This window comes from Variovorax sp. PBS-H4 (assembly GCF_901827205.1).
Classification (GTDB): Bacteria; Pseudomonadota; Gammaproteobacteria; order Burkholderiales; family Burkholderiaceae_C; genus Variovorax.
The window spans coordinates 2,028,725-2,047,630 of record NZ_LR594675.1; the positions used below are offsets into that span (position 1 = coordinate 2,028,725).

Consider the following 18,906-nt stretch of genomic DNA (forward strand, 5'->3'; position numbering starts at 1 on the left):
GGTCAAGAGAGGTGGCGAGCCGCTGAAACATGTTGTGCAGTCTGCTTGCAGACGGTTGCACTTTCCATGGGGCTGATGGACTAGGCCGTCGTAGGCCTTCACGGCGCTGCGCGCGGCCGGATGCTTGTGGAACCATGGCACGACACGCGTTACCCACCGAAGCACTCAATCCCTTGAAGGGGTCTCCCGACATGACAAAGGTCAGCAGCGTTCCCTCGCATTCGATTCACGGCTCGGTCCCGGCCGCGACGCGGGGTGGCGACGCGCTGGGCGCGCAGGGCCGTATCCAGGGCGCCCCCGCCAGGCTGGTGTCGCCACCTGCCCGGGTCGCGGAGAAAGCCATTGAAGGCAATGCGCAGCGCAAGCGCGATCCGTCGCGGCTGCTGGAGCACTGGCGCGGGATCGCGGAGCAACCGGTACGCCCGATGGCTCGGGCCGAAGTGCTGCAGCGCGCGCGGACGACCGGGATCCGGCCTGGGCGTTTGGCGCGGCAAGCCATCACTGCACTGCGCAAGGGGAAAGGGTCAGGCAAGGCCGGCTACGCGGCGCTGCACTTCGCGCTGTCGCTGCTGGATGAGGACATCGACGATGACGAACGCGTCGCGCTGCTCACGCCGGTGGGTGAGGAATTCAGCGATGCGGAGCATCTCGCGGAGCGCCTGTGGGAGATCAACGACCCCGAGGAGCTGGCCCAACTGCTGAAGGAGGCGTTGCCCGAGGGCAAGCTCGGCGATCCGAAGGCGCTGCTCGAAAAGATCAAGGGCCTTGGCCGAGACCGGTCCGCGCTCATGGACCTGCTGGCCGAGATGCAGGGCATTCCTAGGCATTTCAAAGACAAGGAAGAGCGCGAGGTCCTGCGTGCGGACATCGAGAATGAGCTCCACGAGCTCGAAAGCGGTGCCGACACGCGCGATGTCGCCTTCTTCAAATTGGCCCACCTGGCGGAAAAGCAGCCCAATCCGCTGGAGTTCCTGGAGACTTCCCTCAATGTCGCGAAGAAGGAACCGAGCACCTGGATCGAGCTCCTGCGCTCCATCCTGCGAGGCAATCCTTCGGGTGCGACCTCTTCCGACACGTTCAGGGGAACCGTGCACCACCTCATCCTGACTCTGGGCGTCGAGATGGGGGCGATCCGCCGTAACGAAGACGATCGTTTGAGGGTGATCAACGCGCAACTGCAGCGGGTCTACACCGTCCACTCATTGCTCGACTACCTCTCGGAACTGTGCGGCCAAGTCGATCGCTCCATCGAGTTGCAAGCCATCACATGAGCGATCCATCGGCCATCGAGATGACGCGTTTGATCGACGGTGTGCTGGACATCCTCGGCACCGGGACACCGATGCCCAGGCACTTCGACCGGCTGACAAAGGATTGCAAATTGCCGGAGGGTGTGCCGACGATCGTGTTCCTGACCGGCTTGAAGCGGGTCCTGGCAGAGCTGCCGGAGCAAGCGTTCGACGATCGCCAGATCCGGTTGGCAACGCTGGATGCCGTGCAAGCCGCGCTGGACGAGGCGATCGAGCAAGAAGAAACTCGGCTTGAATCCGAGAGCCAGCACGAGGAGGGATGATGGATTGGGTCGATCACGCCATCGACTCGTTCGGCCAGTCGACCGGGATCCCGGGACTGCGGCTGGATGATCAGGGCTGCCTGAGTTTCATGGTCGAAGGAGATCGCCAGCTCACGCTGGTCGACCTGGCACCTGGTGGGGGCGATGAAGTTCTCGTCATGGTCCAGGCGCCTTTGCCGCAGCCGCGGAGCATGGCCGTGCGCGCGGCGCTGCGGTTCGCGGACTTCCGCGTCAGCCTGGGCGATGCGCCGCAGGTCGCCCTGGACGGCGACCAGCTCGTCGCGACGCTGCGCATCGCGAGGCCTTCCTTCCTGCCCAGCACGCTCGAGGAAGCGGTGCGTGCCTTGTTCAGGTTTCACGAGCGCGTCGCGGACGCGGGGGGCATGTCATGAGTATCCAGCGCGCCGGCAGCAGCCTTTTCAAGTTCGACAGCGGTATCGACCTCATCGTGCGTGGGGTGCAGGCCGAGCCCTTGCCCGCCGGCGAACTGGGGCCGGCTTCGGCTGCACAGAAGTCGCTCCTGGACCAGCTGTATGCGCTTCCCAATCTCGAGGACTATCTCTGGAGCCAGGTGGCGCCCGACATCGGTGAAGCGTCGCTGCTGCTGCCTCACCGGTTCTGGCAGGCGGTGAACGGCGCGCGCGAGCGCCTGCTGGCCGCCGCGGAACGCGATCCACGCAACGCGAGGCTCCTCCAGCGAGCGGTGGCCGTGCTCGATGACCAGAGCGAGCTGGTCGGACTGCTGCAGCAGTACCGGCTGACCTTGGTGCCGGGCTGAGCATGGCTGAGCATCGCGACGAATCCCTCGATGTGCTGCAGCTGCTGAGCCAGCTCTACCTTCGGCATGGCCGGCCGGACAGCGCGCTGGCGTTGCTGCGTGCCGTGTGCGTGCTCGCCCCCGACGACCGGCGCGCATCGCTCACGCTGGCGCACGCCGCGACGCGGGCCGGGCAGCCGCGCGAGTCCGAGCGGGTGGTCGACCGGCTGCGCGACGAAGGCGAGCCATCGCCGGTCCTGGACCTGCTTGAGGGCCAGGCTCTCGCCGCGCAAGGCCGCCATGGCGAAGCCGAGCAGGCCTTCGAGAATTTCATAGAGCGACGATTGGCCGAACAGCGCAGCCTGAAGGGAACCGGACGATGAAGATTTCCCAGGGGACGCGGCGGATCGTCCAGCTGCTGGTCGACCGCAACGACCTCATCATGGCCGCGCTGATCGTCTGCATCATCTTCATGATGATCCTGCCGCTGGCGACCTGGCTGGTGGACGCGTTGATCGCGGTCAACATGTGCATCTCCGCCATTCTGCTGATGGTGGCCATGTACCTGCCCAGCCCGCTGGCCTTCTCGTCGTTTCCTTCGGTGCTGCTGGTCACGACGCTGTTCCGCCTGGGCATCGGGATCGCGACGACCCGTCTCATCCTGCTGAACGGCGATGCGGGGCACATCATCTACACCTTCGGCAACTTCGTGGTGGGCGGCAACCTGGTGGTGGGCCTGGTCGTCTTCCTGATTCTCACGATCGTGCAGTTCGTCGTGATCACCAAGGGTGCGGAGCGGGTGGCGGAAGTGGGTGCCCGTTTCTCGCTCGACGCCATGCCGGGCAAGCAGATGTCCATCGACGGCGACATGCGTGCGAACGCCATCGACATGGACGAGGCGCGCCGGCGGCGCGGGCTGGTCGAGAAGGAGAGCCAGCTGTACGGCTCCATGGATGGGGCGATGAAGTTCGTCAAGGGCGATGCCATCGCGGGGCTGATCATCGTGTGCGTGAACCTGCTCGGCGGCATCCTGATCGGCACGCTGCAGAAGGGCATGACGGCATCCGATGCGATGCGTGTCTATTCGATCCTGACCATCGGCGACGGCTTGATCGCGCAGATCCCTGCCCTCTTCATCTCCGTGGCGGCGGGCATGATCGTGACGCGGGTAACGACGGGCGAGGGCCCGTCGAACGTGGGCCGCGACGTGGGTGCGCAGCTCTTGTCCCAGCCCAAGGCGCTGATGATCGGGACCGCGATCATGATCGGGTTCGGGCTGATCCCCGGCATGCCCACGTTCACATTCCTGGCCCTGGCCGCGGTGTTGGGGGTGGTGGGCTACACGCTGCACAAGGGAGAGACGCAGACGGTGGACGCGTCGGGCAAGACGACGACCGTCCCGGGCGTCAACCTGTCCGGCGCAGGCAGTCCGGCCGGCGGCAGGAAAGACGCGGGGCCGGAGACTTTCCAGCCCACCGTGCCGCTCATGGTGGATGTGAGTGCGCAGCTGGAACGTGTGTTCTCGGCTGCCGTGCTGAACGAGGAGTTGATCAAGGTTCGCCGCGCGCTGTACTACGACCTGGGCGTGGTGTTCCCGGGCCTGCAGTTGCGCTTCAATGAGCAACTGCAGGGCGAGGCCTATTCCATCCTGGTGGGCGAGGTGCCGGTGTCGCAGGGGCGGATGCGGCCCGAGCACCTGCTGGTGCGCGAGTCGCCGGAAAACCTGACCGCACTGCAGATTCCGTTCGAGAAGGACGCCAAGTTCCTGCCGAACCTGGACTCGATCTGGTCCCCGGCGAGTCTCGGTGCGACCATGGCGAAGGCCGGCATCGCGTTCCTCGAGCCCACGCAGATGCTGAGCTACCACATCGCCTACGTGCTGCGAAAGCACGCGGCGGAATTCGTGGGCATCCAGGAGACGCGGGCGATTCTCACGGAGATGGAGTCGAAGTTTCCCGAGCTCGCCAAGGAGGTCGCGCGGGTCATGCCGATCCACAAGATCGCGGAGATTCTCCAGCGCCTCGTGTCCGAGGAAATCTCGATCCGGAACGTGCGGGCCGTCATGGAGGCGCTGGTCGACTGGGGGCAGAAGGAGAAGGATCCGGTCCTGCTGGCTGAATACGTCCGCATGGCCCTCAAGCGCTTCATCAGCCACAAGTTCTCGGCCGGGCAGAATATGCTGCCCGCCTACCTGTTGTCCCCGGCCATCGAGGACCAGGTGCGCACTGCGATCCGGCAGACATCGGGCGGGTCCTATCTTGCGTTGGAACCGGCAGCCAGCAAGAAGATCGTGGCCGCGGTGAAGTCGGTGGTAGGCGACACCTCGACCGCGGCACAGAAGCCCGTCCTGCTCACATCGATGGACATCCGCCGCTACGTGCGCAAGCTGCTCGAGCAGGACACCGGTGACCTGGCGGTACTGTCCTACCAGGAACTGACGCAGGACATCAACATCCAGCCGTTGGCGAGGATCTCGACATGAACGTCGCCGATGGCATCGAGCTGCGCGTACTGCATGGACCTCAGGCAGGCGCGCGGCTTCCACTGCAACCCGGGGAGGGCTACACGATCGGGACGGCGGATACGTGCGCGATCGTCCTGGGCGGCGCGCAAGTCGCTGAGGAACACGCGCGGATCAGCGTCGACGCGGACGGCATTTCCATCGAGCCTTTGGAGGGACGGGTCCTGAGCTTGGCTGGCGAGGAGATCGAGGCGGGACTGCTGCCTTTGGGAACCGTGCTGCAATTCGGTCTCGTCAAGCTCACGGCCGCGCCGGTGGACGACGAATGGCCGGCCGATGAAGCGCTGCAGATGCGCAGCGCGTCCGTCGCGCCAGCCGATGAGGAAGAGGAACAGGACCTCGGTGAAAGCGCCCCCGCGGTACCGGTAGTGCATCCGCCCTTGTCTTCGCCCAGCTTCGGCGCTCGAATACTCCAGTACGCCGAAGCGCGCCGGTATGCTGTGTACGGCGCGATCGTCCTGCTCCTTGGAGTGGCCGTGTTCGCGGCCATCCAGCGACCCGCGGAGGCGACTGGCGGCACCTTCGCGGCATCGCCGGGGTCGGTGGACCCGGAGGCCAAGCCTGCTGCCACGGATGCGGAAAATGCCGCGGCGTTGGCGGCGGTGCTCAAGAACTTTCCCAAGGGCTCGCTGGAAGTGAAGCGGACCGAGGTCGGGGGATGGGCGGTGGAGGGCAGGCTCCGGACCGACAAGGAATTGCAGAAGCTGCGCGAGGGCGTGTCCATGCTCGACGTGCCTGTCGAAGTCAAGGTGATGCTGGACGCTGAACGGCTCGAGGCCGTCAAGCGCTTCGTCCAGAGCCAGCGTTCTCCCGGCCGGCTCGACCTGCGCATGGAGTCGGGCGCCGGCGACGTGCTGCGGATCGTGGGTTCGGCCTCGAGCGCAGAGGAGGCCGCGGCCTTTCCTGAACGGGCTCGTGGCGAGCTCGCTGCGTTGGAGCCGATCGAGTTCGACATTCTGCGGCCGGAGCAAATCCGGCAGCGGTTCATGGATCGGCTGCGTGAAGCGGGCGTCGACGGGAAGTTCAAGGTGACAGCGACGGAACCGGAACTCGAGCTGCGCGCCGTTCTCAGTCCCCAGGACACGCGCACCTGGGAGGGGCTGTTCCTGGATTTCACGCGGCGCTACGGCAGCACACTCAAGATCAATGCATTGGTGGAGCCGGAGCGGGATGCGATCGCAGCGAACGTGGCGGCTGTTGTTGGCGGCGCGTTCCCCTACATCGTGACGACCAGCGGACAGCGCGTTGCACCTGGCGGCGCGCTCGCGGGCAGTACGGTCGTCGCCGTGCGTGACGGCGAGATCGTGCTGTCCGACGGCACCCGTTTCCGCTATGGACCTTGAAAGGCAAGCAAAAGCATGACATCCCAAGAAGAGCAACCCGGCTTCGATGTGGAGCAGCGACTGTGCGACGACGCGAGCGGCCAGTATCGCGCTGAACTGCGCGTCAGGCTGAGAGAAATGCAAAGCGCCTGCGCAATTGCAAAACGCCAGCTTCATGATCGCGACACCTACCGGCGGATAGAGGCGGCCATGGCCGCGGTGGGGGCCGCTGCCGCCGTGCTGGAGCTGATGCCCCCTCCCAGCGCTGCCCGGCCGCAGTAGCGTGCGGGAACCGAGGTGCAAGCCGCGTTACTGAATACAGGGTGGTGAGTGGCGGTTCGGCCATTCTCCATCGAGGACGATCAATCAACGGAGCGAACTATGGGTGCACCAAAGAGTGGTAACGGGGTCAGTCTGGGAAGTATGGAAGACATGATGATGCAGCCGATCATCGAGTCCGAGAAGGATCTCAAAGCGGTTCTCAGCGAGATCAAAAGCGGCAAGGACGTGGACGCGGCCCAGCTGCTTTACTACACCAACGAAGTCAATCAGAACAGCCTGACAGTCAACATGTGCAACGCGATGGTGAAGGAGCGTGGCGACACGCTCAAGACGTGCACCCAGAAGTGGTGATGCGGGCCGGAGGCGGCTACTTGCGCGTGACTTCGTTGGACGGGGCGCCGACGTGCGTCGCGGGCCTCCCGCTTGAAGGCGGGTCCACCAGCTGACGAAGGCCCAGCCGGTCTGCGGCGGCGATCGCTTCCGCGCGCGTGTTGACGCTGAGCGCCGACAGAACCGCGGCAACGTGGGCCTTGACGGTTCCCATGGCGAGGTTGAGGTTTCGGCAGATCTGTTTGTTGGAGTTGCCTTCGAGGAGTTCGCGAAGGACGTCGATCTGCCGATGGGTCAAGCCCTTGGCGGATGCTTGGGTCGAAAAGCTTGCCGTGGTGCGCGAAGGGAGCTCGTCGGCCTCTTGGGGGGAACCATCGGAAATGAATGGCTCCGGCGGTACGTAGATCCCGCCGTCCAGGATGAAACGCAGCGCACTCAAGAAGATCTGCTTGCCCGACGACTTCGGAATGAAGCCGAGTGCGCCCTTCTTAATGGCAGCCTGGACTGTCTTCATGTCGTGCGTCGCCGACACGACGACCAGGCGCGCGGCCGGACATTGCGCCAGAAACACATCCAGACCCGACAGACCTGCCGCACCAGGCATGCTGAGATCCAGCAGGATCAGGTCGATGTCCGGGCTGGCATGGAACGTTTCGATGGCCTCGGTCAGCGTGGCTGCCTCCAGAACCTGCGTGTGGGTGCCGATCTGGAGCAGTGCCAGCTTGAGTCCCTCCCTGACCAGATGGTGATCATCGGCCACCAGGATCTTGAGTTCGACGTCCCCCGCGAGGCGATCCGCTTCGGAGGCGGAGATCGAAGAGCGCTCGAACGTCCTCTTTGCGGAGATCATGTTGTGGGTCATACGAAGGTGCCATCCCGGCAATCTCGATGGTCGAGACTCGCGTTGCTGTGGATTAGTTCATGCTAGCACCCTTTGGATTCTTTTCCATGTGCGTAATGCGCGTCCTGCGCCGGCGATGACTCTGGTGCATGTAGTGAAGTGTCTCCATAATCGAACGCCGCGAGTGGGCGCACAGCCGTGGCGGAACTGCGCATGACAAGGAGCACTTGCAGGTGAGTACGGGCATGATCCCTCACGCGCCGCATATCCTGCTGGTGGAAGACAACCCGGCAGACATGCGGTTGACGCTGGAAGCCTTGAAAGAGGGCAACGTGCGCTGCAACCTGCACTGGGTCAAGGATGGTGTCGAAGCACTCGACTACCTGTACCGGCGCAACGGGTTCGAACACTCGGTCAGGCCCGACTTGATCCTCCTGGACCTAAACCTGCCGCGACTCGATGGCCGCGAAGTCCTCGCCGATATCAAGGCGCATCTCCAGTTGCGCCGCATCCCCACCGTGATCCTGAGCACGTCGAAAGAGGAGGAGGACATCCTTCGCTGCTACGACCTGCATGCCAACTGCTACATCACGAAGGATCCGTTGAATTTCGAGAGTTTCCTCGAGGTGATCCGGGCCATCGATCGCTTCTGGTTGTCACTCGTGACGCTGCCGCGGCGCGCCGGCGAACAATAGCGGCCCGTTCCGGGTATGCAAGGACTCTCGCAAGACATCCTGCTGGTGGAAGACAGCCCCGGCGACGCGCGACTGTTCCGGGAGCTGCTGATCGACGAAGTGGGCCGTGACGGCTTCCGCATGCGCGATGCACGGACGCTCGCCGAGGCCTTGCAGCGCATCGGCGAGCAGCGGCCGGACATGGTGGTGCTGGACCTGTCCCTTCCCGACAGTTTCGGACTCGACGCGCTGTTCAAGATCCAGAGCCAGGACGCGTTGTTGCCCATCGTCGTGTTGACGGGCAACGAGGACCAGGCCATGGCGCTTCGAGCCGTGAAGGCGGGCGCGCAGGACTTCCTGGTCAAGCAGGAGCTGTCGGGTCGCCTCCTGGTCAAGACGCTGCAGTATGCGCGCGAGCGCAAGCACAACGAGGCCAGGCTCAGAGTGAGCGAAGCGCGCTTTCGCAGCCTGGCCGAGCTCTCGTCCGACTGGTATTGGGAGCAGGATGCCGCGCATCGGTTGACCTATCTTTCCGATGGCCTGCTGGAGAAGTCGGGCGTGAGTCCCGCAGCCTTGCTGGGCCGTCGTTGGGACGAGGTGTCCCCGGGTGGTGGGGATGCGGTCTGGGGCGCGCTTCGGGTGGCATTGGCCAGCAGGCAGCCCTTTCAGGACCTTGCGTTTCCGCACGCGACCGATGGCGCGGAGACCTTGCACATCAGCATCAGCGGAGTGCCGATCTTCGAAGAAGGGTCCTTTGCGGGATACCGCGGCTTGGGCAAGGACGTCAGCTCGCGCGAGCGCGCGGCGGCCCAATTGCGCGGGAGCGAGGAGCGCTTTCGGCGCATGCTGGACACGGGCCGCGACGGCATCCTGATGCTGGGCGCCGATGGCCTGATCTCGTTTTGCAATCGACAGGCCGCCAGCCTGCTCGGGCGGGAGGCGCTCGAGCTCCAGGGGCTCCGACTGGACGAAATGCTGGCGCGAGAGCCTTCGACCGGCGCGTCCTCGGGGCATGACCCGCAGGGCGAGCACGGCGTCGCGGTCAGGCGCGCTGACGGAAGCATTGTGTTCGTGATGGAGTCGCTCTATCCGATGGCTGGCCTGGATGGCGTGCACGTCGGGACGCTGGCGATCTTGACGGACCTGACGGTCCACAAGCAACGCGAGGAGCGTGTGCGTGAGCTCGCCGCGCTCGCCGCTCAAAAAAGCGAGGCGGAACGCGTGAGCCACGCGAAATCCCGTTTCATGGCGGCCGTGAGCCATGACCTTCGGCAGCCCATGCACGCATTGGGGCTGTTCATCGACGACCTCAAGAGCGCGAAGCTGCCCGAGCGCGTGTATCCGGTCCTGGACCACATGGAGTCCGCGCTTCACTCCACGCAGTCGCTGCTCGATTCGATCCTGATCATGTCGAGATTGGAGACGGGGATGATCGCCCCGAACTTCATGGCCTTTCCGCTGGAGCCGCTGCTTGCAAGGCTGCGGGCGGCATTCGGGCCCACGGCGCGGCAGAAGAAGCTTCGGTTCGTCGTCGCGTCCTCGCCGGTGACGATACATAGCGATCCGGCGCTGCTGGAGCGCGTCATGGCCAATCTTGTTTCCAACGCGCTGAGGTACACCGAGAAAGGCGGGGTCATCGTCGCATGCCGTCCGGACGGCCCGGATGTGCGGCTTGAAGTCTGGGACAGCGGAATCGGTATTCCCGCCGAGCACCAGGAAGCCATCTTCCGTGAGTTCTACCGGATCGAGAGAGGCGAGGACGACCGAAGCGGCCTCGGCTTGGGCCTGGCCATCGTGCGCAGCTGTACCCAGCTGCTGGGATGCGCCGTGCAACTGCGGTCCGTGCCGGGCAGAGGTTCCAGGTTCTCGTTGCGCGTTGCCTTGAGCGAGGCGCGCCAGGAGCCGTACTTGGCGGTGGTGGAAGCCGTGGCGCCGGACGACCCGGCCGGCGCTCGCTTCGATGGCCTTCGGGTGCTGTTGATCGACGACGATGCGTTGATCCTCGAGGGGACGCGAAAACTCCTGGAGCGCTGGGGATGCCACGTCATCTCGGCACTATCGGGCGCCCAGGCCGACGCGCTGATCGAGCACCAGGCCGTGTTGCCCGACCTGGTCATCTCCGACCTCCGGCTGGATGACGGCGAACTGGGCACGGAGATCGTGGCCCGCATACGTCGCCGATACAGGCCGGGGCTGCCGGCGGTGCTCGTGTCGGGCGACACGTCGTTGCAGACGGCGCGCTTTGTCCGCCAGCATGGCCTGACGCTGCTCTACAAACCGCTTGCTCCGGTACGCCTGCGCACCGTCATCGGCAAGCTTTGCAGTGAATAGACTGCGGCACTCGCCGAGGCCCGGTGGCGCGGTGACATGAGCGAGGCTGCTGGAACCTCAATGGCTGTCCCGAGGCACGAATGCGCCACGTCGTCCCACCAGGAAGTCGAGGTCGCACCCCTCGTCCGCCTGCAAGACATGGTCCACGTACAGCTTCCAGTACCCCGATGAGATCTGCGGCTGCAAAGGGAGCCAGTCCGCGCGTCTCTTCGCAAGCGTCTCGTCGCTCACGTCCAGGTGCAGCCGGCGAGCGGCGACGTCCAGCTCGATGATGTCTCCATTGCGTACCAATGCGAGTGGCCCGCCGGCCGCGGCCTCCGGCGCCGTGTGCAGTACCACCGTCCCGTAAGCGGTGCCGCTCATCCGCGCATCGCTGATACGGACCATGTCGGTGATGCCCTTGCGCAAGACCTTGGGCGGCAACGGCATGTTGCCCACCTCGGCCATGCCCGGGTAGCCCTTCGGGCCGCAGTTCTTCAGCACCAGCACGCAGGTCTCGTCGACGTCGAGGTTCTCGTCATCGATCCGGCGTCGGAAGTCCTCGATGTCTTCGAACACCACGGCACGGCCGCGATGCTTCATCAGCGCGGGCGTGGCCGCGCTCGGCTTGATCACTGCGCCACGCGGTGCGAGGTTGCCGTGCAGCACGGCAATGCCGGCTTTCTCCTTGAAGGGCGCGGCGAGCGGCAGGATCACTTCGCCGTTCCAGTTCTGCGCGGCGGCAATGTTCTCACCCAGTGTCCTGCCGCTCGCCGTCAACGCATCGAGGTGCAGGACGGAGGCGATCTCCTTCATGACGGCTGGCAGCCCGCCGGCGTAGCAGAAGTCTTCCATGAGGAAGCGCCCCGAAGGCTGCAGGTTCACCAGGCACGGCATCTCGCTGCCCAGCCGGTCGAAATCATCCAGCGCCAGTCCCACCCCGATGCGGCGCGCGATTGCCACCAAGTGGATCACGGCGTTGGTGGACCCTCCGATCGCGGCGAGCGTGCGGATCGCGTTCTCGAAGGCCTGGCGCGTGAGGATCTGCGACAGCTTCACGTCTTCACGCACCATCTCGACGATGCGTCGGCCAGCCATGCGGGCCAGCACGTTGCGCCGGCCGTCCACCGCGGGATACGCGGCGTTGCCGGGCAAACCGAGCCCGAGGGCCTCCACCATCGAGGCCATCGTGGATGCCGTGCCCATCGTCATGCAGTGCCCGTGGCTGCGATGCATGCAGCTTTCCGCCTCTTGGAACTCGGCCAGCTCCAGCGTCCCGGCACGCACCTGTTCGCTCATCTGGAACAGGCCGGTGCCGGAGCCCAGCTCCTGGCCGCGCCACTTGCCCGAGAGCATCGGGCCGCCCGAAACGCCGATGGTGGGCAGGTCCACCGAGGCCGCACCCATCGTCAGCGCCGGCGTCGTCTTGTCGCATCCCATGAGCAGCACCACGCCGTCGATCGGGTTGCCGCGGATCGACTCCTCCACGTCCATCGACGCCAAGTTGCGATAGAGCATCGCGGTGGGCCGCATCAGCGTCTCGCCAAGCGACATCACCGGGAACTCCAGCGGAAAGCCGCCGGCCTCGTAGACGCCAATCTTCACCTGCTCGGCGAGCGTGCGGAAGTGCGAGTTGCAGGGCGTGAGCTCGCTGAAGGTGTTGCAGATGCCGATCACGGGCCGGCCGTCAAACTGGTCATGCGGCAGGCCCTTGCCCTTCATCCAGCTGCGATGGACGAAGCCTTCCTTGCCCTGGCGGCCGAACCACTCCTGGGAGCGCAGCTTGTTCTTCGGTGCGCTGCTCATGCGGGCTGCCGGTGGCGTACTGCCGGGTGCGGAGCTGCCAGCCGCCCACCGTGGCCGGGGAACAGCTTTTCGCGCAAGGTGCCTTCCGCGTACGACGTCTTGAAGGCGCCGCGCGCCTGCAGCTCGGGCACAAGGAGCCGGCAGAAGTTTTTCAGAACGAGCGGCTCCAGTGCGCGCGTGATGTTGAGGCCTTCAACCCCGGTGTCCTCGCACCACGCGACGAGCTGGTCGGCCACCGACGATGCGGAGCCCGCCAGGAACAGGTCGCGCCCAGGGCCGAACTGGCCCAGGTCGCGCAAGGTCAGCGGCTTCTCGGCGTTCGTGAGTCCGGCGCTCACCCCCTGGCCCGCATTGGTCTTCGCGTTCGGTACCGGCTGGTCCAGCGGGTACTTCGAGTAGTCGATACCGGTGGCGGTCGCGCGCCCGGCCAGGTTGCCTTCGATGCTCGAATAGCGCCGGCACTCGGCCACGATCTCCTCCGCCTCGGCATCCGTCCGGCCGACGATGATGGTTGCGGGCACGAACACCCGCGCGTCACGCGGATCACGGCCGTGCGCCACCAGTCGCTCGCGGATGCCCTGCACCTGCTTGCGCACGAAGTCGCGCTTGCCGAAGGCGACGAAGGCGCACTCCGAGTGCTTGCCGACAAAGTCCAGCCCGGCGGGCGAAGCGCCTGCGGAGAACACCAGCGGCGTGCGTTGCGGCGACGGCTCCGACATGTGGATTGCGTCGCAGCGGAAGTACTTGCCTTCGTGGTGCACCGGCCGCACGTGAACCGGGTCGGCATAGACCTTGTTCACGCGGTCCCGCACGATGGCTCGGTCTCCCCAGCTGCCCTCCCAGAGGCCGTAGACCAGATCCATGTATTCGTCGGCAACTGCATAGCGCTCGTCGTGCGGCGCCATCTGCTTGAGGCCGACGCCGCGCGCGGTTGCGTCGAGCACGCCCGAGACCACGTTCCAGGCGATGCGACCGTTCGTGAGGTGATCCAGTGTCGAGAAGCGGCGCGCCAGCAGGTAGGGCATCTCATAAGTGGTGTTGCCGGTGATGCCGAAGCCCAGGTGCTTGGTGACGGCAGCCATGGCTGGCACCAGCATCATCGGGTCCAGGCTCGGGCAGAAGCTGCCGGAGCGCAGCATGGCGTCGGGTTTGCCTTCAAACACGTCGGGCACGCCCAGCGCATCCGCGATGAATACGCCGTCCAACAATCCTTCTTCGCACGTGCGGGCCATCTCCGTCCAGTAGGCGAGGGTGTTGTAGCGTGGCCCACTCGAATCAGGGTGGGTCCAGAGGCCGGACCAGGTGTGCGCGGGCGATGCGCACGAGAAGGCGTTGACGAGAATGTGGCGGTTCATTCCTTGGCTCCGAGGGTGGCGAGTTGGTCCGAGAGGCCTTGCGCGGCGCGCAGCAGGGCGCGTGGTGCGGCGCCGTTCCAGTCGGCCGAAAGTTGGTGGGCCGGCGCCACCATGCCGAGCGACATGGACATCGCGCCGGCCGCGTCATACAAGGCAGTGCTGAAGGCGACGGTGGGCACGCGGTGGAGCACCGACGGCTCCTTGTCGACCACGCGCGCCAGCTTGCGCTCGCGCACTTCCGCCAGCGTGGCGTCGAAGCGGGCGCGCTGCGATGCTTCGTCCTCGCCCGGGTCTCGCCACTGGCGCAGGTCTTCTGCAACGAACTCGCGAGTCACGCTCTCCGGCAGGAAGGCGCAGAAGGCCTGGCCGGTGGTGGTGCGGGTGGGGCTCACCACGAGTCCCGGAGGGAAAAAGCGGCTCACCGGGCGCTTCGACGGCTCCCAGTGCACGACGGTGGGGCCATGGTTGCCCCACACGCCGAGCAGCAGCGTGTGCTGGCCGACTTCCTCCGCAATGGCGGGCAGCGCCGCCTGCACATGACGTTGCGCCGCGACACTCACCGGTTCGATGCCGCTCAGCACCAGGCTCATCGGGCCCAGTTCATGCGCATAGGGGACCATGTAGCGGCCACCGTAGAACGCCAGCGGTCGGCGCCCGGAGCAGCCGATCCGCTCCACGCGGCCGAGGTACACCACGTGGTCGCCCCCGGGGTAGGCGGCGATCTTCGTGCACTCCAGGTGCGCGGCTGTCCCGGCCAACACGGGGACACCTCCCACGCCGTCCGTGCACGCAACGCCCGCGAACTTGTCGGCGCCGGACTTGGCGAATCGGTTCGAGAGGCCGATCTGGTCGTCGGCGAGGATATTGATCGCGAAGTGCTCGCCGCCATTGAAGGCGCAGAAACTGGTGGAGCCGACGGACTGGCTCCAGAGCACCAGCGGCGGATCGAGCGACACCGAGCTAAAGGAGTTGGCGGTCAGCCCGTGCGCCTTGCCTTCGGAGTCGCGGGTGGTGATGATGGTGACGCCGGTGGTGAAAGCCCCGAGCACGTTGCGAAGCTCGCGCTTTTCAATGGCCGAAGTCGTGCCGATGGTCATGGCTGCTGCTCCGTGCCGGTCAGTTGTCGAGAGTAATGTTGGCGGCCTTGATCACCTCGCCCCACTTGCGGTATTCGTCTGCGTAGTAGTGGACGAACTCCGACCGTGACAGGGTCATGGGCGTCATGCCCGTCTCGCGCAGCCTCCTGTTCACATCGGGAAGCGCGACCACCTTGGTCAAAGTGGCAGCCAGCCGGTCGGCGATCGGGCCTGGCGTGCCGGGAGGTGCCAGCAGAGCCGCCCACGAATCGCCGACCACGTCGAGACCGGCTTCCTTCAACGTGGGCACGTCCGGCATCGCGGGATTGCGTTGCGCGGAGGTGATCCCATAGGTCACCAGCTTGCCGCGGTACTGCGGCGCCGTCGCGAGCGGCACCATCATCAGGTCGATCTGACCGGCGAGCAGGTCCTGCAGGGCCGGCCCGGCTCCCTTGTACGGGACGTGCAGGAGCTTGGCCTGGGTCTCCTTCGCGAACAACTCGGTCAGCACGTGGAGCGACGATCCGGCGCCTCCGCTTCCATAGCTGGCCTGCTTCGCCCTCAGCTGGCTGCGGAGTTCGGGCAGCGTCGCCGGCATTCCCGGCCTGCCCATGAGGGCGTAACCCATCTGCGCGATGCCGCCGACAGGCACGTACTTGGCGGAATCGAAGCCCACCTGCCGCATGTGCGGGTACATGCCTTGCGAGTCCAGCGTGGCGATCAGCAGCGTGTGTCCGTCGGGCGGCGCGCGGTAGACGATCTCGGAGCCGATCGAGCCGCTCGCACCGGACTTGTTCTCGACGATCACGGGCTGGCCCAGCTCGCGGCCAAGTGCATCGGACAGGATGCGAGCCATGATGTCGGCCCCACCCCCAGGCGCGAACGGAACGATCAACTTCACCGGCTGCGTCGGGGTCCAGGCTCCTTGCGCGAGCGTTGCGGTCGCCGCCAAGGGAAGAGCGATGGTGAGGGCAGCCTGCAGCAGCAGGCGGCGGGCAAGTGTTCGGGGCATGGTCTTGTCTCCGGTGGGGAAAGCAGGGGATCAGGCTTGCGCCGGCGGCAGCCGGTACACGCGGCGGGCAGTGCCGCCATACATGGCGATCTTTTCGTTGTGGGTGAAATCGGCAGTCACGCGCTTGTACGTGTTCCACAGCACGCCATAGCCGCTGAACACCGTGTCGACCGGATAGTTGCTTTCGAACATGCAGCGGCCTGGGCCGAAGAGGTCGATCAACGTCAGGAGGTACGGGCGGACTGCCGCTGCGAGCGCGCCGGAGGGCTCGGGCACGTCCGTGTTGAGGTAGTCGTAGGCTGCCAGGCGGCCGAGCGTCCCCCCCAGCTTGATGCTCACGTTGGGGCAGGCCGCCACCTGGGCCATGTTGGTGCGCCAGGTCTGGAACACCTGGTCGGCGCGGCCGGCGTAGGGCCCGTACCCGAGCAGACCACCGCAATGCAGCGCGACGATGTTCAGCTCGTCATGCTCGCGTGCCAGTGCGGCGATCTGGTCCTGCTGGTGAAAGAAGGCCCACGCGTCGAACGAGAGGCCCATCTTGCGCAGCACGCGCAGGCCTGCATGGAGCTTCGGATTCGTCGCCCAATCCGCTGGCGGATGGTGGTGGACCATGATGCCGGGGTTCGGGTCCGAGGCCAGCGCGTAGCGGATGCCCTTGAAGCGACCCTCTCCGGCTTCGAGCTGTGCCGCCAGCGTCTGCTCCACGGCATCCCCGAGCAGCAGGTCGGCGTGGCCGACGATGCCCATCGCCATGCCCACATGGTTGCGGGATTCACGCACCACCAGCTCCACTTCGCCCACCGGCTTGAGCGCATCGGATCCTTCGGTGCGATAGCCGGTCTGGGCCTCGGCATAGACGCTGCCGACGATGCGATGGCCGCAGCGCGCGTGCTCTGCGGCCCAGTCGGCACCCATGTAGCGGAAGCCGGGCAGGTCCAGGAAGTGGAAGTGCGTGTCGACGATCGGCAGGTCCGGATCCAGCGGCGCCTCGGGGGCCTGTTTCGCCAGCCATTCGGCGCGGGGCGGGTAGATCCGCCCGAATTCGCGCCGGCCTCCGCCGGCAGAGAACATCGCGTTGGCCATTACGCCACCGCCTTTCTGGCTCCGCCGCCCTGTTCGGCGGCGCGTCGGGCCAGCGTGAGCGCGGTGTCTTCGATCATGTCCTCCTGACCGCCCACCACCTTCATGCGGCCGAGTTCCACCAGGATGTCGCGCGTGGACACGCCGAACCGTTCCGCGGCCTTGCGCGCGGGCAGCAGGAAGGTCGAGTACAAGCCTGCGTAGCCCAGGGTGAGGGACTCGCGGTCCACCCGCACCTGCTGGTCCATCATGGGGACGATGACGTCCTCGGCGAGATCCATCAGGGCGAACAGGTCCACGCCGGTTTCAATGCCCATGCGGTCGCAAACGGCCGCGAGCACTTCCAGCGGGGTATTGCCTGCGCCGGCACCAAGGCCCGCCACCGACGCGTCGATGCGCGACGCGCCCGCCTCGATCGCAGCGATCGAGTTCGCCACGCCCATGCCCAGGTTGTGGTGTCCATGGAAGCCGATCTCCGTCGACGGCTGCAGCGCATCGCGCAGCGCCGACGTGGCCGCCGTCACCTCGTGCGGCAGCATGTGGCCGGCCGAGTCGGTGATGTAGATCGTCTGCGCGCCCGCGGCCTCCATGATCCTGGCCTGCTGCGCCAGCGTGGCCGGCTCGGCCAGGTGCGCCATCATCAGGAAGCCCGTGGTGTCCATGCCCAGTTTGCGCGCCAGCGCGATGTGCTGCGGCGAGGTATCGGCTTCGGTGCACAGCGTCGCGACGTGCACGCTGCGGGCGCCCGAGGCGTGCGCGGATTGCAGCTCGCGCATCGTCCCCATCCCTGGAATCAGCAACACCGAGACCTTCGCCTGCTTCATCCTCGGGACCACCGCCTCGAGGTACTCCTCGTTGCTGGCAAGAGCGAAGCCGTGCAGCAGCGAGTTGCCGCCGACGCCCATGCCGTGCGTCACCTGGATGATGGGGACGCGCGCGGCGTCCAGCGCGGTCGCGACCTGCACCATCTGCTCGATGGAGATCTGGTCGCGCTTGGCGTGCATGCCATCGCGCAGGCACATGTCGTGCAGCAGGATGCGCCCGCCGTGGAAGGTGGATCGCTGGCCGGTCATTGGAAGGTTTCCTCGCGTTGCAGGGTGCGGGCGAACGCTTCCGCCGTCCGGGCAGCGGCCGCAGTCATGATGTCCAGGTTGCCGGCGTAGCGCGGCAGGTAGTCGCCGGCACCGGCAACTTCCATGAAGATGGCGACCCGGCTACCGTCGAAGACGGGGCCGTTCACCAGGCGGTAGCCGGGGACGTACTCCTGCACTTTGGCCACCATCGCCAGCACGGAGTCGCGAATGCGCGCCTCTTCCGGGGTGTGGTCGGTGAGGCAGTAGATCGTGTTGCGCATGATCACCGGCGGGTCGGCCGGGTTGATCACGACCATGGCCTTGCCCTTTCGGGCACCGCCCCCCGCGCAAATGGCCGCGGATGTGGTGTAGGTGAACTCGTCCAGGTTGGCCCGGGTGCCAGGCCCGACCGAGCGCGAGGACAGACTGGCGACGATCTCCGCATAGCCGACGTCCTGCACCTGGGTCACCGCCTTGACCATCGGGATGGTCGCCTGCCCGGCACACGAGATCATGTTGACGTTGGGCGCCTGGGCCTGCGCCAGCTGCGCGAGGTTGATCGTCGGCAGGCACATCGGGCCGATTGCCGCCGGCGTGAGGTCGATCACCTGCACGTTCAACGCGTTCAGCTTGCGCGAGTTCTCGGCATGCACGTAGGCGCTGGTGGCATCGAAGGCGATGCGCACCGCGTCGTGCGCCACGTGCGGCAGCAGCGCGTCGACACCGCCGGCGGACGTCTTCAGGCCCAGTGCGCGGGCACGCTGCAGGCCGTCGGAGCGTTCGTCGATGCCGATCATCCAGACCGGCTTCAGCACGGGGCTGCGCAGCAGCTTGTACGCGAGATCGGTGCCGATGTTGCCCGACCCGATGATTGCGCAGGCTATCTTCTCCATG

General features: G+C 66.0%; 19 protein-coding genes. 11 read left to right on the forward strand and 8 right to left on the reverse strand.

The features are described 5' to 3' along the window. The first annotated feature begins 29 nt into the window (after positions 1-29). From E5CHR_RS09740 to E5CHR_RS09780, 9 genes are all read left to right on the forward strand, one after another. Positions 30-1,271: a hypothetical protein gene (locus tag E5CHR_RS09740; RefSeq protein WP_162579492.1), complete on the forward strand. Its 1,242-nt coding sequence runs from the start codon at positions 30-32 to the stop codon at positions 1,269-1,271. Further along, positions 1,268-1,573, forward strand: coding sequence for a TyeA family type III secretion system gatekeeper subunit (locus E5CHR_RS09745; protein WP_162579493.1), 306 nt, complete (start codon positions 1,268-1,270; stop codon positions 1,571-1,573). The genes E5CHR_RS09740 and E5CHR_RS09745 overlap by 4 nt, the downstream gene beginning before the upstream one ends. Further along, positions 1,573-1,965 (forward strand): hypothetical protein, encoded by a 393-nt coding sequence (locus E5CHR_RS09750; RefSeq protein WP_162579494.1) that lies wholly within the window; start codon positions 1,573-1,575, stop codon positions 1,963-1,965. Before E5CHR_RS09745 ends, E5CHR_RS09750 begins: the two co-directional genes overlap by 1 nt. Beyond that, a complete protein-coding gene (locus E5CHR_RS09755) occupies positions 1,962-2,351 on the forward strand; it encodes a hypothetical protein (protein WP_162579495.1) in 390 nt (129 codons plus the stop codon). The genes E5CHR_RS09750 and E5CHR_RS09755 overlap by 4 nt, the downstream gene beginning before the upstream one ends. Before the next feature lie 2 nt (positions 2,352-2,353). Continuing rightward, on the forward strand, positions 2,354-2,713 hold the full coding sequence (locus tag E5CHR_RS09760) for a tetratricopeptide repeat protein (protein WP_162579496.1): 360 nt from the start codon (positions 2,354-2,356) through the stop codon (positions 2,711-2,713). Beyond that, positions 2,710-4,812: a type III secretion system export apparatus subunit SctV gene (gene sctV, locus E5CHR_RS09765; protein ID WP_162579497.1), complete on the forward strand. Its 2,103-nt coding sequence runs from the start codon at positions 2,710-2,712 to the stop codon at positions 4,810-4,812. The genes E5CHR_RS09760 and sctV overlap by 4 nt, the downstream gene beginning before the upstream one ends. Further along, positions 4,809-6,194: a type III secretion system inner membrane ring subunit SctD gene (sctD, locus tag E5CHR_RS09770; protein WP_162579498.1), complete on the forward strand. Its 1,386-nt coding sequence runs from the start codon at positions 4,809-4,811 to the stop codon at positions 6,192-6,194. The genes sctV and sctD overlap by 4 nt, the downstream gene beginning before the upstream one ends. 15 nt (positions 6,195-6,209) lie before the next feature. Continuing rightward, positions 6,210-6,455: a hypothetical protein gene (locus E5CHR_RS09775; protein WP_162579499.1), complete on the forward strand. Its 246-nt coding sequence runs from the start codon at positions 6,210-6,212 to the stop codon at positions 6,453-6,455. 150 nt (positions 6,456-6,605) lie between these two features. After that, complete coding sequence (locus E5CHR_RS09780; protein WP_232062018.1) at positions 6,606-6,806, forward strand: hypothetical protein; 201 nt, start codon at positions 6,606-6,608, stop codon at positions 6,804-6,806. A gap of 16 nt (positions 6,807-6,822) precedes the next feature. Here the strand turns inward: E5CHR_RS09780 and E5CHR_RS09785 are convergent, their stop codons facing one another. Further along, the gene (locus E5CHR_RS09785) at positions 6,823-7,647 is read right to left on the reverse strand and encodes a response regulator transcription factor (protein WP_162579501.1); all 825 of its coding nucleotides are present in this window, start codon (positions 7,645-7,647) and stop codon (positions 6,823-6,825) included. Positions 7,648-7,871: 224 nt separating this feature from the next. Between E5CHR_RS09785 and E5CHR_RS09790 the strand changes: the two genes are divergently transcribed. Beyond that, positions 7,872-8,321, forward strand: coding sequence for a response regulator (locus tag E5CHR_RS09790; protein WP_162583654.1), 450 nt, complete (start codon positions 7,872-7,874; stop codon positions 8,319-8,321). Between the two features lie 15 nt (positions 8,322-8,336). Next, positions 8,337-10,631 carry a response regulator gene (locus E5CHR_RS09795; RefSeq protein WP_162579502.1) on the forward strand — a complete coding sequence of 765 codons (2,295 nt, stop codon included), beginning with the start codon at positions 8,337-8,339 and terminating at the stop codon, positions 10,629-10,631. A gap of 57 nt (positions 10,632-10,688) precedes the next feature. Here E5CHR_RS09795 and E5CHR_RS09800 read toward each other — a convergent pair whose 3' ends face one another. The 7 genes from E5CHR_RS09800 to E5CHR_RS09830 are packed head-to-tail and all read right to left on the reverse strand — an operon-like array spanning position 10,689 to position 18,905. Next, positions 10,689-12,416, reverse strand: coding sequence for an IlvD/Edd family dehydratase (locus tag E5CHR_RS09800; RefSeq protein ID WP_162579503.1), 1,728 nt, complete (start codon positions 12,414-12,416; stop codon positions 10,689-10,691). After that, on the reverse strand, positions 12,413-13,771 hold the full coding sequence (locus tag E5CHR_RS09805) for an NtaA/DmoA family FMN-dependent monooxygenase (RefSeq protein WP_162579504.1): 1,359 nt from the start codon (positions 13,769-13,771) through the stop codon (positions 12,413-12,415). Before E5CHR_RS09805 ends, E5CHR_RS09800 begins: the two co-directional genes overlap by 4 nt. After that, entirely contained in the window at positions 13,768-14,868 is a 1,101-nt protein-coding gene (locus E5CHR_RS09810) for a flavin reductase family protein (protein WP_162579505.1), read from the reverse strand. The genes E5CHR_RS09805 and E5CHR_RS09810 overlap by 4 nt, the downstream gene beginning before the upstream one ends. 19 nt (positions 14,869-14,887) lie before the next feature. After that, complete coding sequence (locus tag E5CHR_RS09815; protein WP_162579506.1) at positions 14,888-15,859, reverse strand: Bug family tripartite tricarboxylate transporter substrate binding protein; 972 nt, start codon at positions 15,857-15,859, stop codon at positions 14,888-14,890. 30 nt (positions 15,860-15,889) lie between these two features. Further along, positions 15,890-16,942, reverse strand: coding sequence for an amidohydrolase family protein (locus E5CHR_RS09820; RefSeq protein WP_162579507.1), 1,053 nt, complete (start codon positions 16,940-16,942; stop codon positions 15,890-15,892). Next, positions 16,942-18,012, reverse strand: a complete 1,071-nt coding sequence (dmpG, locus tag E5CHR_RS09825) for a 4-hydroxy-2-oxovalerate aldolase (protein WP_162579508.1) — start codon at positions 18,010-18,012, stop codon at positions 16,942-16,944. Before dmpG ends, E5CHR_RS09820 begins: the two co-directional genes overlap by 1 nt. Beyond that, on the reverse strand, positions 18,009-18,905 hold the full coding sequence (locus tag E5CHR_RS09830; RefSeq protein WP_162579509.1) for an acetaldehyde dehydrogenase (acetylating): 897 nt from the start codon (positions 18,903-18,905) through the stop codon (positions 18,009-18,011). The genes dmpG and E5CHR_RS09830 overlap by 4 nt, the downstream gene beginning before the upstream one ends. Position 18,906 lies beyond the last annotated feature (1 nt).